The organism is Streptomyces sp. (assembly GCF_019510245.1).
GTDB lineage: Bacteria > Actinomycetota > Actinomycetes > Streptomycetales > Streptomycetaceae > Streptomyces.
Genome location: NZ_JAEKKT010000139.1, coordinates 13,180 through 25,705 on the forward strand (window position 1 = coordinate 13,180; position 12,526 = coordinate 25,705).

Annotated in this window: 9 protein-coding genes; 3 read left to right on the forward strand and 6 right to left on the reverse strand. The window is 73.1% G+C overall.

What is annotated here, in order from left to right:
• Nucleotides 1–6: 6 nt before the first annotated feature.
• Nucleotides 7–420 carry an SsgA family sporulation/cell division regulator gene (locus JF597_RS21840; RefSeq protein WP_293997258.1) on the reverse strand — a complete coding sequence of 138 codons (414 nt, stop codon included), beginning with the start codon at nt 418–420 and terminating at the stop codon, nt 7–9.
• A gap of 383 nt (nt 421–803) precedes the next feature.
• Between JF597_RS21840 and JF597_RS21845 the strand changes: the two genes are divergently transcribed.
• A complete protein-coding gene (locus JF597_RS21845; protein WP_293997261.1) occupies nt 804–2,222 on the forward strand; it encodes a SpoIIE family protein phosphatase in 1,419 nt (472 codons plus the stop codon).
• 72 nt (nt 2,223–2,294) lie between these two features.
• Here the strand turns inward: JF597_RS21845 and JF597_RS21850 are convergent, their stop codons facing one another.
• Complete coding sequence (locus JF597_RS21850) at nt 2,295–3,791, reverse strand: hypothetical protein (RefSeq protein WP_293997263.1); 1,497 nt, start codon at nt 3,789–3,791, stop codon at nt 2,295–2,297.
• A gap of 266 nt (nt 3,792–4,057) precedes the next feature.
• Here JF597_RS21850 and JF597_RS21855 point away from each other — a divergent pair, with 266 nt between their 5' ends.
• Together JF597_RS21855 and JF597_RS21860 are read left to right on the forward strand one after the other, a co-directional pair.
• The gene (locus JF597_RS21855) at nt 4,058–5,197 is read left to right on the forward strand and encodes an aminoglycoside phosphotransferase family protein (RefSeq protein ID WP_293997266.1); all 1,140 of its coding nucleotides are present in this window, start codon (nt 4,058–4,060) and stop codon (nt 5,195–5,197) included.
• A 275-nt stretch (nt 5,198–5,472) separates the two neighbouring features.
• Nucleotides 5,473–7,500 (forward strand): N-acetylmuramoyl-L-alanine amidase, encoded by a 2,028-nt coding sequence (locus tag JF597_RS21860; RefSeq protein WP_293997269.1) that lies wholly within the window; start codon nt 5,473–5,475, stop codon nt 7,498–7,500.
• Nucleotides 7,501–7,506: 6 nt separating this feature from the next.
• Here JF597_RS21860 and JF597_RS21865 read toward each other — a convergent pair whose 3' ends face one another.
• The 4 genes from JF597_RS21865 to JF597_RS21880 all read right to left on the reverse strand — a co-directional run bounded on the left by JF597_RS21865 (nt 7,507) and on the right by JF597_RS21880 (nt 12,447).
• Nucleotides 7,507–8,004: a hypothetical protein gene (locus tag JF597_RS21865; protein ID WP_293997271.1), complete on the reverse strand. Its 498-nt coding sequence runs from the start codon at nt 8,002–8,004 to the stop codon at nt 7,507–7,509.
• A 341-nt stretch (nt 8,005–8,345) separates the two neighbouring features.
• On the reverse strand, nt 8,346–11,009 hold the full coding sequence (locus JF597_RS21870) for an AAA family ATPase (RefSeq protein WP_293997273.1): 2,664 nt from the start codon (nt 11,007–11,009) through the stop codon (nt 8,346–8,348).
• Between the two features lie 131 nt (nt 11,010–11,140).
• Nucleotides 11,141–12,046: a universal stress protein gene (locus tag JF597_RS21875; RefSeq protein ID WP_293997275.1), complete on the reverse strand. Its 906-nt coding sequence runs from the start codon at nt 12,044–12,046 to the stop codon at nt 11,141–11,143.
• A gap of 158 nt (nt 12,047–12,204) precedes the next feature.
• Nucleotides 12,205–12,447 (reverse strand): DUF397 domain-containing protein, encoded by a 243-nt coding sequence (locus JF597_RS21880; protein ID WP_293997278.1) that lies wholly within the window; start codon nt 12,445–12,447, stop codon nt 12,205–12,207.
• Nucleotides 12,448–12,526: the final 79 nt, after the last annotated feature.

Sequence of the window (12,526 nt, forward strand, 5' to 3'; positions counted from 1 at the left end):
TGCGCCTCACACGCCCCCGAACAGGGTGCTCAGCCCGCGTTCCACGACGGCCTCGACGTCCTCCTGCCCCGGGGCCACCACCTCGTGGGTGCGCTGCAGGAACCGGAAGAGTGCCTGGGTGTCGAACTGGAGCAGGGCGAGGCCGTGCGGCGAGTGGAACTCGACAGCCGTACGGCCCGGGCCGCAGGGCCAGATGTGGACGTCCCCGCGCCCGGCCGGGGCGCTGATCCCCTGGTCAAGGAGCGAGCGGGCGAAGGTCCAGGTGACCTCCTCGCCGCCGAGGGTGACCTCGGCCGGGAAGTCGACGAAGACGGCCAGCGGATCACCGGAGGTGTACCGGAGCGTGGCGGGCACCGGGACCTCCTCGTCCTCGGCGGTGATCAGCCGGGCACGGGCGGGTTGCTCGAAAGTGATGTCCATGCCTGTAGGACTCCGGGAGGGCCGCTCGCATGACGCGAAATCCGGACAGAGTTGCCGCGGTTGGCCGAGACAACGACACTGTGAACACAGGGCCGTCGAACAACCGCCCGAGCGCGACGCGCAGACCTCACACGGCCCGTCAAATCACGTAGCACCAGTACGACTTGCGCCACCGGTCGCGTACATCTTTCATGGCGGTCGACCAGCCCATGAAGACTCTGGCACATGCCAGAAGCACCACCGTATCGTGTGTTGCCAAATCCCTTACAGGGCGTCGCAGGCTGTGCAACAGTCGTAACCGGTCCCACCGTCCGCCTTGGCCGAACTCCCCCACTCTCGACTTCGCTCGAGCGGGGGGACCCCCATCCGCATCGGAGTGCGTCATGCCGTCCCATGTCTCCGCGGACCGCCCCGCAGCGCAGCCGCCCGGGCGCGGCTCGGTCGAGGCGTTGATATCGCAGACGCGGCGGCTCAAGGGCGACGTGGACGCGGTGCGGCGGGACACCCGGGGTTCGGATTCGGACCCCGAGGAGCGCTGGCAGCGGGCCCTGTACGACCTGGCGCTGCATCAGCTCAACGACCTGGACGAGCACCTGGCCCAGCTGCGGGACGGACCGGCGCCCCTGCCGGCCGGTGCGGCGGCGCCCGCCCACGCCTCCACGCCCGCTCCGGGCTCGCTGCTCAGCCGGGTCGGCAGCGCGGAGTGGAACCTCCTGACGGACGAGGCCAGTTGGTCCGGTGAGCTCTACCTGATCCTCGGCCGTGACCCGGACGCGCCCGCCCTCACCCTCGACGAACTGCCGTCCCTGGTCATGGACGAGGACCGGCCCCGGCTGACCGCGATGGTCACCGACTGCCTGGTCGACGCCAAGCCGATCGACGGCGAGTTCCGTGTCCTGCGTTCCGACGGGAACGTGCGGACCGTCCACATGATGGGCGAGCCCGTGCTGGACGGTGACGGCAGCACCGCCTCGATGTGGGCCGTGCTGCGGGACGTCAGCGAACTGCGGCGCAGCCAGCGGACGGTGCGCGAGAGCCGGGACACGATGCAGCGGCACCGTCGGCGGGCCGAGACCGAACAGCGGCTCGCCGTCGAACTCCAGGAGGCCGTGCTGCCGCCCGGGCGTGATGCCCTGCGGCTGCCGCGGCGGGGGCCGGGCACGCTCGACGTCGCCGCCCGCCACCTGACGTCCGGGGCCGGAAGCCTGCTGGGCGGCGACTGGTACGACGCGCTGGAGCTGTCCGACGGCGACACCCTGCTGAGCGTCGGCGACCTCACCGGGCACGGCGTCGCCGTCGCCTCGGGCATGACGATGCTGCTGGGCGCCGTCCGCGGCATGGCGATGGCCGGCACCCAGCCGGGACAGCTCATGTCCCTGCTGAACCAGTTACTCGACGCCACCGTGCAACCCGCGCTGGGCAGCGCCGTCTGCTGCCGCTACCGGGCCGCCACCCGCACCCTGACCTGGGCACAGGCAGGACACCCCGCCCCGCTGCTGTTCCGCGGCGGGACGGGGTGTGCGCTCAGCGCGCCGGACGGCGTGCTGCTCGGTGTCACCTCGGGAGCCGATTACGGGCAGGCCGAAGTGACCCTGGAACCGGGCGATCTGCTCCTGCTGCACACCGACGGAGTGGTGCCCGGGCACAGCGGAGCGGACTCTCTGGACGCGCTCCTCGGACTGGCCCCCCGGTTCGGGTCGGCGCGCACCGCCCAGGACTGTGTCAGGACCGTGGTCGAGGAGTTCGGCGAGAGCGAGCGCGAGGACGAGGCCTGCGTGCTCGTCGCCAAGGTGGGTGAATAGGGAGAACACAGGGAGGGGCAGCGGCTGCCGCCCTGCCGAGACCAGCCGGTTCGTGCCGCGCGCGCAGGCCTCCTATGCCTGTGCGCTGTTGTGGTTCCCCTTGCTCCTGGCCTTGGGCAGGGCCAGCTTGATCTCCTCCCGCAGTTCCTGGATCCTCGGGTAGCTGGAGTACTCGGCGGTGAGCCGGTACATCTGGCGCAGCCGGTCCCAGGTGCGGTGGGAGGAGTTCGATCCCATCGACACCAGGGCCAGCCGGGCGTAACGGTCCGCCTGCTCGGGGTCGTCCGCGATGAAGCAGGCGGAGGCCATGGACAGGAAGTCGAAGATCTTCGACCGCTGGCGGCCGTCGACCCGCAGGGCCAGGGCCTTCTCCGCGTAGTGCTGGGCGTGCACGGCCGCGGCCGGGTCGTGCTCGGCCAGCGTGCGGTAGGCGAGGGCCTGCATGCCGTACAGGTCCTCCTCCCTGAACATCTGCATCCAGCTCGGCGGCGGCACGTCGCCCCGGTCGGAGACGAAGAGGTCCTCCGCCTGGCCGAGGGTGCGGCGCATCGCCTGGCCCTTGCCCATCGACGCCTGCGCCCAGGCCTCGATGGTGTAGAGCATCGCCCGGGTGCGCGGCAGCACCTCGTCGCCCGAACCGGACTTGGCGAGCTTCATCAGGTCGAGTGCGTCGTCGGGCCGGCCGAGGTGCACCATCTGGCGAGCCGCTCTGGAGAGCGCCTCCCCCGCGCGCGGCCGGTCGCCGCCCTCACGGGCCGCGTGGGCGGCGATGACGAAGTACTTCTGGGCCGTGGGCTCCAGGCCGACGTCGTGCGACATCCAGCCCGCGAGGACGGCGAGGTTGGCGGCGACGCCCCACAGGCGCCGCTGGAGATGCTCGGGGTGGCGGTAGGCGAGCATGCCGCCCACCTCGTTGAGCTGTCCCACCACTGCCTTGCGCTGCAGTCCGCCGCCGCGGGCCGCGTCCCAGGCACGGAACACCTCGACGGAGCGCTCCAGTTCCTCCATCTCCTCTGACCCGATGGGGGCGGCCTCGTAGCGGTCGAACCCAGTGGGGTCGGCGTGCAGAGGGTCGTCGAGGACGGGGGCGTCGGCCTTGAGTGTGGGGTCGGTGTGCAGCCACTCGTACATGGCGCTGCTGAGTACGGATCCCGCGGTGAGCGCGGCACCCGCACCCACCAAGCCGCGTCGGTTGAGCATGAGGTCCATTCCCGTGAATTCGGTGAGGACCGCGGCGGTTCGTTCGGGCGCCCACGGCATTCCGTCGGGATGTTCCACGTTCCCGTCGTCCGGCCGTTTTCCCGTACGCCCGTGCCGTACCAGACCGAGGTCCTCGATGGTCACGACACGGCCGAGACGCTCGGTGAACAGAGCCGCCAGCACCCGCGGCACGGGATCGCGCGGGATCTCTCCCGTGTCGATCCACCGCCGCACCCGGGAGGTGTCGGTCGCCAGCTGGGGGTGGCCCATGGCCGCCGCCTGCCGGTTGACCAGCCTCGCGAGTTCGCCCTTGGACCAGCCGGCCAGGCCGAACAGGTCCGAGAGGCGGGTGTTGGGTTCTCCGGTCACGTCAAGCCCCCAGGTTCTCGGCTGAGTTGACAGTAGCCGGGTGCCGGTTGCCGGGCGACTATTCGCCACGGTTCGCCAGGGTGCGCCAGATGGTGTGCCACTGGGGAACGGGTGTCAGGTAGGAACGCGCCACCCCGACCCGGTCGCCACTCGACGGGCACACTCCCCAGGGTGTGCCCGGGCGGCCGGGACGGGCTGGGCACGAGAACCCCTCACAGGACTTCTCAGGCAGGCACCGCAGGCACACGAAGGGATCTGTATCTCCCATGTACGCAGCATCGTCCTCCGTGTCCGCTCCCCCCCGGTCGCTGCGCCCCCGCCCGGCGGGGAGCGGACCCTATCTCGACCCCGCCCGTCCGGGGACCGCCGTACCGGTGGTGGGCCGGCAACGGCGCACCGCGGGTCTCGGCACCCAGCCGCTCAGCGGGAGACTCGACCTCTCCGGCCCCCAGGGCGCGCAGCTGCGCACCGCGATCGCGTCGGTGCACCGGATCTGCCCGGAGTTCGCTCCGGTGCAGGTGCTGCGCCGCACCGGGCGGTCAGTGATCCTCGTCGGGACGACGGGGCGCAGCACGGCCGTGGCGAAGTGTCTACTGGACCACTCCCCCGCCTGGGCGGAGCGGACCCGCCACGAAATAGCCGCATACCGCTCGTTCGTCCGGCACCGGCCGCCGATCCGGGTGCCGAGACTGATCGCGGCGGACCCGGACAACTGCACGCTGGTGATCGAGCGGATGCCCGGCCGGGTGGCGGCGGTCCAGCGCCACCCGGTGGAGGCTCCGCCCCGGGCGGACATCCGGGCCGCGCTGGGCGCGATCTGCCGGCTGAACGCGTGGCGGCCCCCGGCGGGTACCTTCGACGCCCCGGTCGACTACCCGGCCCGTATCGCCCGCTACCACGAACTGGGTCTGCTCACCGACCGGGACATGGGTGACCTGCAGAAGCTGCTGCACGGCATCGCGGTCGCGGCGGGCCGCCAGGGGATGGGCCAGTTCTGCCACGGCGACGCCCTGCTCTCGAACATCCTGCTGTCCCCGGCCGGTCCAGTGCTGGTGGACTGGGAGCACGCGGGCTGGTATCTGCCGGGGTACGACCTGGCCACGCTCTGGTCGGTGCTCGGCGACGCCCCGGTGGCGCGCCGTCAGATCAGCCAGATCGCCCAGTCGGCGGGGCCCGCGTCCCGGGACGCCTTCCTGGTGAACCTGATGCTGGTCCTCACCCGGGAGATCCGGACCTACGAGACCGCCGTGCAGCGTTCGATGCACGACGCGACCCCGGCGGCACCGGGTACGGCCCACCCGGGCGCCGCGCCGACCGGCGAGGAACAGCGGCTGCTGCTCCGGCGGCTGCACGACGACTGCCAGCTGGCCCGCCGGGCCGTACGCGCGGCGGTCGGCACTCGCTGACGGGGAGGAGGATCCGCGGTGCGCTCAGGGCAGCTGCGCACCGCGGATCCTCGCATGTCCGGGGGTGTCCGCAGGGGTCAGGGGCGCCCCACTGGTGTATGCCACTGACGCCTCGCAGGCCTGCGGGCCACCACCGCGAAACTCCCACGATCACCGTATGACATGGGAATTCCGGCCTCTCTGGGCATGATTGACGGATCGTCGGCCAGCCGGTACCACTGAGCCACGCTCAGCCCCGCACGCCCCGTCGCGCCCCATCGCCCCAGGAGGCTGCATTGCGAGGATCCGTCACCGAGCCCGCACCCCCGCACAGCGGCAGACGCACGCGCAGGACGGCCGGGGCCGTCGCCGCCGCGGCTCTGCTGCTGCCGTTGCTGGGCGCGGCACCGCCCCCGGACACCGGCGAGTCCGCTGCCGGGCAGCTCCAGCGGGCGTTCGCGTCCGCCGCCACCGAGTACCACGTACCGCAGAGCGTGCTGCTCGCCGTCTCCTACCTCCAGTCCCGCTGGGACACGCACGACGGCGCGCCCAGCGTGACCGGCGGCTACGGCCCGATGCACCTCACCGACGCGCGCACCGCGCTGGCGGCCGCCACCGAGCACTTCGCCGACGGCACCGAGGACGCCCGCGGCGACAGCGCCCGCCCCGCCCTGCGCCCCAGCGCCCCCGGCGTGCAGGTTCCGCGGAACTCCGCGCTCCCGGCCCGCCTCAAGACCCTGCCGAAGGCCGCCGCGCTGACCGGCATCCCGGCGGAGCGACTGCGCACCGACGCGGCGGCGAACGTGGCCGGCGGTGCCGCCCTGCTCGCGGCCGCCCAACGGGACCTGCACCAGCCGCTCAGCGCAGATCCGGCGCACTGGTACGGCGCGATCGCCCGCTTCTCCGGCGCCGACGACACGGCGACCGCGGCGGCATACGCCAACGACGTGTTCGACGTCCTCCACACGGGCGAGGAACGCACCACCGACGCCGGACAGTTCGTCGCCCTCGCCGCCCAGCCGGAGCTGCGGGGCGACACCGCGCAGCTGGAGCTGACCGGGCTGCGCACGACGGCGGCGGACGACGAGACGGAGTGCCCGACAACGGTGTCGTGCGAGTGGGTCCCGGCGCCCTACGCGCAGTTCGGGGACAACGACTACGGCAACCACGACCTCGCCGACCGGCCGGCCTCGCAGAGCATCAAGTACATCGTCGTCCACGACACCGAGGGCTCCTGGGACACCACCCTCAAACTGGTCCAGGACCCCACCTATGTGTCCTGGAACTACACCATCCGCTCCACCGACGGTCTGATCGCCCAGCACGTCAAGGCGAAGGACGTGGCCTGGCACGCAGGCAACTGGTACATCAACGCGAAGTCCATCGGCATCGAGCACGAGGGCTTCCTCGCCTCGCCGGACGCCTGGTACACGGAGGCGATGTACCGCTCCTCGGCCCGGCTGGTGAAGTACCTCTCCGAGAAGTACGGCGTCCCGCTGGACCGGCAGCACATCCTCGGCCACGACACCGTGCCGGGCCCGACCACGTCCTCGATCCCCGGGATGCACACCGACCCCGGCCCGTACTGGGACTGGCGGCACTACTTCGAGCTGCTGGACCACCCCTTCAAGCACAAGGCGGGCAGGAAGCACCGGGTGGTGACGGGCGGTGTGGTCACGATCCTGCCGGACTACGCCACGAACCAGCCGACGTACACCGGCTGCGTCACCAAGGGCCAGCCCTGCGCCGCGCACGGGTCCGGCGAGGTGCGGCTGTACTCCGACCACGACGAGAACTCGGCCCTGATCAAGGACATCGGCATGGGCACCACGCCGACGACCGACGTGAACGACCTCTCCTCCCGGGCCTCCACCGGTCAGCAGTACACGGTGGCGGACACCTGGGGGGACTGGACGGCGATCTGGTACCTCGGGCAGAAGGCCTGGTTCGAGAACCCGGCGAGCGCACCGACGGCGGTCGGCTCGACCGGGGTGGTGATCACGCCGAAGGCGGGCCTGACCAGCATCCCGGTGTACGGCCGCGCGTATCCGGAGGCGTCCGCGTACCCCTCCGGGGTGCCGGCGCAGTCGGTCTCCCCGTTGCCGTACACGATCCCGGCGGGCCAGAAATACGTGGCCGGTGACGAGGTGCCGGGCGAGTACTACTACGCCGTCACCTTCAGCACCGACTCGCACAAGGTCGTGGTCGGCAAGGACCTGTACTTCGAGATCCAGTACGGCCACCGGGTCGGGTTCGTCCGAGCGGCCGACGTCGACGTGGTGCCGGCCGCGAAGACCGGGCGGCACCACGGCCACGGAAGGTAGCCGGCCTCAGCCCTGCTGGAAAAGCTCCGCCGGGAGCGGCTTCAGCAGGGCGTACAGGTCGTCGGTGATCGGACGGTCCCAGGCCGCGATGGTCACCAGGACGCCGTCGCTGCGGTCGAACTGGACGCAGGAGATCCTGCTCTCGGAGAGCTTGAGGCGGCGCACGATCAGCAGGTTGTCGCCCTGCAGGACCGGCATGTCCTCGGTACCGACGACGGTGACGTCCTCGTCGTTCTCCAGTGCGAGGAGGAGCTGGCCGACCTCGAAGGGGATCTCGCCCTCCTCCACCTCGCGGGCCGGGGAGCCCTCGGGGAGGTTGCCGATGATCATCGCGGGGCCGCGGCCGCCGAAGAGGTCGTAGCGCAGGAAGACGCCCTGGCAGGTGCCGTCGGGGGCGGGCAGCAGCCCGGCACCGAGGTTGCCGGGCCAGTCACCCGGGTCCATGGCCAGAACGTCGAAGTCGGGGCCGGCGGGAGTGGCGCTGCGGCGACGGAGGAACGACATGCGGTCCATGGTACGGGGCCGGGGTTGCGGGATGCGGCTCAGTGCGGGGTGCGGGTCGGCCGACGTCTGTGCGGCGCGCTTGAGCGCTGCCGCGCTTGAGCCGCCGCCCCTCGACCCGCTGGCCCCCTCGACCCGCCGGGTCTCCTGATCCGCCGCAGCGGTGGTCAGCCACGACGGTGGTGTTCGGCGGTGCCGTGCCGGGCGGCGGTGTCCGCCGTGGTGGGTGGCGGTCGTTCGGCGGGTGCGGCGCCGTCGTGGCTTGTCGCGCAGTTCCCCGCGCCCCTGGGTGGGTCGGTGTCGGCGCCCGCCACGCGCCCCGGGTGGGTCGGTGTCGGCGCCCGCTACAAAGTGGCCCCTTCTGCCGTCGCCAACTCTGACCGTGCCGCGGCCGCCAAGCCGTCGGCGCCGCACTGGCGGGCGGTTTCGAGGCCTCGGTGCAGGTGGGTGGGGTCGTGGAGTTCCGTGCCCAGCGCCACCAGGGCGCAGGCGAGCTCGTAGGCGGCCGGGGAGCGGTCGAGGTAGGTCACCGATTCGCGCAGGTATGCCAGGCGGGCTTCGCCCGAAGAGACCTCCGCCGCCGTGCGCAGGGCCTGGCCGATCGCGGAGGGGGCGCCGAAGCGGCGGGCGCGGGTCAGCGCGGCCAGGGCCGTGGTGAGGGCGCGTTCCGGGGCGTCGTGGCTCTCTGCGCGGGCCAGGTGGAGCTGCCAGGGGCACCAGGAGGGGTTGCGGATACCGCGTGGTTCGAGGCGGCGGCCGGCCGCGGAGAGCTCCGCCGCCGCGTCCTTGGTGAGGCCGCGGGCGAGGAGCAGTTCGCCGTAGACCGTCTGGGCGTCGGGGAAGACCACGGCCGCCGGGAAGGGCTCCCGGAAGGCGTGGTCCTCGGCGAGCCGGGTGGCCTCGTCGGTGCAGCCGCGGGCCAGCAGGGTCTGGATCAGAATGCCGACGGCGTACCAGTGGGCCGGGGTCCCGGGGCCGACGCGTTCGGCGAGGCGCAGGCCGGAGCGGGCGTGCTCCTCGGCCTCGGCGAGGCGGCCGCGCCGGTAGCGGACGTAGCCGAGGAGCGTGTAGGCGAAGGAGAGGTGGGCGCCGCGCCAGCCCTGGCGTTCGAAGTCGGCGATCCCGGCGGCGAAGAGTTCCTCCGTGCGGTCCGGCCGGTCGGCGTACATGAAGGCGAGGGCGACGAGGACGGGGACCTCGAACCCGCGGTCGGCCTCGGCCCACCCGAGTCCGCCGGCCAGGGCGCGCTCGGCGTGGTGGAGGGCGACCTCGGCGGGTTCGCCGCGCTGGATCGCGTCCCAGGTGCGCAGTCCGATGACGTACCGCTCGGTGAGGTCGCGGCCCCGGAGCCGGTCGGCGAGCCGGGCCAGGCGGCGGGAGCGGGAGGGGTGGTCGGGTTCGTCGGCGCGGAAGGCGTCCCACATGAACTGTTCGGAGAGCATGCGCAGCCGTACCCGGGCGTCGCCGGTCACGTGGATCTCGCGGGCAAGGGTCTCGGAGGCCTCGGCGAGGCGGTCGCTGTGGGCGAGGACCTGGGAGAGGCGGTAGACGATGTGGTGGCGCAGCGCGGGCTCGGCGATGGGCTCCTGGAGTGCCGCGCGCAGGTGGTTGACGGTGGTGGCGGGTTCGGTGAGGAGGGAGGCGCTGCCCAGTTCGTGGAGGACGGCCGCGCGCTCCTTGGCGGGCGGGGGTTCGCGCAGGGCGCGGGCGAGGTAGGCGCAGGCCGTGTCGGGGGCGCCGGCCCGCAGCGTCTCGCCGGCGGCGGCGCGCAGCTGCCGTACCACCCAGGTGTCGCCTTCGGGGTGGGTCTCCAGGAGGTGGCGGGCAGCGGCGGTGGCGCCCTGGCCGTCGTCGGTCACGCACCAGGCGGCCTGGCCGTGCAGGGCGACCCGGGTGGCGGGCGGGATGGCCCGGTAGACGGCGGTGGCGATCAGCGGGTGGACGAACTCCAGGGTCTCGGCCCCGGTGAGGACGCGGGCGCCGCGCAGGGCGTCGGCGGCGTCGGCGGCCTCCTCGTGGCCGAGGCCTGCGACGGCGGCGGCGAGCGCGGGATGGATCTCGGTGCCGAGGACGGCGCAGGCCCAGGAGAACCGGACGGCGGAGGGGCCCAGGCGTTCGAGGCGGGCGATCAGGCCGCTGCCCTTGACGGCGGCGGCGAGGTCGCGCAGCAGGGGTGCGCCGGCCTCGGTGGGGTCGAGGCCCCGGTCGTGGACCTTGGCGGTCAGCTCGACGGCCTCGAAGGGGTTGCCTGCGGTGACGGCCCAGCACTCGTGGCAGAAGGCGTCGTCGGCGTGTTCGCCGAGGCTTTCGCGGACCAGGCCGGCGACGGCGTCGGCGCTGAGCGGCTCGAGGCCGTGCGGGCGGCCGCCGGCCCGTCCGGGCAGGCCGCGGAAGGCGTCGGCGTGCTCGGGGAGTTCGTCGGGCCGGTAGGCGACGACGACGAGCAGCGGGAGTTGCTCGGCACGAGGTGCGAACGCGGCCAGCCAGCCGAGGGATTCCGGGTCGGCCCAGTGGGCGTCGTCGAGGACGAGGACCATCGGGGCCTGGCGCACGGCGAGGTGGGTGAGCACCCAGTCGAGGCCGTCGCGCAGGCCCTGCTGGTCGGGCGGGGCGCCCTCGGTCGGGGCGCACAGGCCGAGGGCGGGGCCGACGATGTCGTACCAACTGCCCAGTGAGGCGCGGAGTTCGGCCTCCGGTGCGCCGGCGAGCCGGGGCTGCAGGAGCTGGCGGGCGACGTGGAAGGCGACGCGCTGTTCCTGGTCGCCGCCGCGTGCGGAGAGCACGGTGCAGCCCTGGGCGGCGGCGCGGCGGCGGACTTCGGCGAGCAGGGTGGTCTTGCCGATGCCGGCCCGGCCGGCGAAGGCGAGCAGCGCGCCGAGTTGCCGGTCGCCCGGTGCCGCGCCGTCCGCACCCAGGCCGGTGAGCTCGGCCAGCGCCTCGTCGACGGCGGCGAGTTCGCTGTCACGCTCGTAGAGCGTCCGTCGGTTCCGCAGGACCCGCTGTCCCATGACCACCCCCCGCCACGGTGGTACGCGAGCGCGGGGGGCGGGCGCGCACCGTGGCTTGCAGGCAGCTCAGCGTACGCTTCGCGGCGGTGATCCGCTCCCTACTGACGGTAACCGAGCGAAGGCACTTGACATCACTCCTGCGGCGGCGACGGCGGGACCACCGCGATCGGGGCGGCCGCGTGCAGCAGTACGGCGTGGGTGACGGAGCCCATCATGCGGGCCGGGGCGAGCAGCCGTCGGCGGTGCCGGCCGACGACGACCAGCGCGGCGTCCTTCGAGGCGGACACCAGCAGGCCGGCCGCGTCGCCGGGCAGTGCGAGGACGTCGGCGCGCAGGTTCGGGCGGTCCTTGAGGTGCGGGGCGAGGAAGCCCTCGGCGAGGGTGCGGGTCTCCTGCGCGACCTCGTCCTGGTCGACGGCCGGCGGGACGAGTTCACCGGCCGCGAACCAGCTGTGCACCGGCCAGGGGTAGGCGGCGATCACCTGGAGCCGGGCGCCGCGCCGGTCGGCCTCCGCGAACGCGAAGGCGAGGGTGGCGTCGTCGGGGCTGTCCACGTCCAGGCCGACGACGACCCGGGGCCCGGGCTCGGCGGGCAGCTGCTCCTCGGCCACCTGCCGCCCGGGCCGGGGTACGACCACCACCGGGCACCCGGCGTCGCGGGCGGCGGCCATTCCGTTGGAGCCGAGCACCAGTCCGGCGAAGCCGCCGCGGCCCCGCGAGCCGAGCACCAACAGCTGGGCATCGGAGCCCAGTTCGGGCAGCAGCGCGCTCGGGGCGCCCTCCAGGGCGACGTACTCGGCGGTCAGCCCGGCGGCACCGGTGCGCAGCCGCTCCCGGACCTCGTCGAGCACGGGGTCGCCCCCCTCGTCCGGTTCCCCGGCGACCAGGACGTCGGGCTGCCCCCAGGCGGCGTACTGGCGGACGTGCACCACCCGCAGCGGTGCGTCCCGCTGCCGGGCCGCCTGCACGGCCCAGTCCAGGGCGCGCAGGCTGTCGTCCGAACCGTCCACCGCGGCGATGACGGGCGCAGTGCTCATCGTTCCTCACCTCCGGAATGCGACCTTCCCCCCGTCCCGGGCCAGCCTGTCTCAGGCGGCGGCCCAGGAAGGGCGCTGCTGGTCACGTGTCCGGAAATCCTTACGGAACACCCCCTGGTTCACCTCTCTGCCGCAGCGGCAGAGCCAGGGGCAGGCGCTCAGGTGAGGTCGAACTCGCCCTCCCGGGCGCCCGACACGAAGGCACCCCATTCGGCGGGGGTGAAGATCAGGGAAGGGCTCTCCGGGCGGCGGCTGTTGCGCATCGCGATGAACCCCTCGACAAAGGCGATCTGGACATCCCCCAGGCCTCGGCTGCTGGACTGCCAGTCGGCCCTGCTGAGGTCCAGCTCCGGCTTGTCCCAGCCCACTGCCCGCTGCTGCTGGATGGTGCTCTCGGCCACGTCCGTGCTCCTCCCGATTCGTCGTCCGCGGCCAGCCTAGCTTTCGGCTCCGGCACTCGACAGGCCACCTGAACGGGTC

What these genes read in the sequence shown, in the direction of transcription:
- JF597_RS21840 (WP_293997258.1), bottom strand. Translation starts at nt 420, where the DNA reads ATGGACATCACTTTCGAGCAACCCGCCCGTGCCCGGCTGATCACCGCC.
- JF597_RS21845 (WP_293997261.1), top strand. Translation starts at nt 804, where the DNA reads ATGCCGTCCCATGTCTCCGCGGACCGCCCCGCAGCGCAGCCGCCCGGG.
- JF597_RS21855 (WP_293997266.1), top strand. Translation starts at nt 4,058, where the DNA reads ATGTACGCAGCATCGTCCTCCGTGTCCGCTCCCCCCCGGTCGCTGCGC.
- JF597_RS21865 (WP_293997271.1), bottom strand. Translation starts at nt 8,004, where the DNA reads ATGTCGTTCCTCCGTCGCCGCAGCGCCACTCCCGCCGGCCCCGACTTC.
- JF597_RS21870 (WP_293997273.1), bottom strand. Translation starts at nt 11,009, where the DNA reads ATGGGACAGCGGGTCCTGCGGAACCGACGGACGCTCTACGAGCGTGAC.
- JF597_RS21875 (WP_293997275.1), bottom strand. Translation starts at nt 12,046, where the DNA reads ATGAGCACTGCGCCCGTCATCGCCGCGGTGGACGGTTCGGACGACAGC.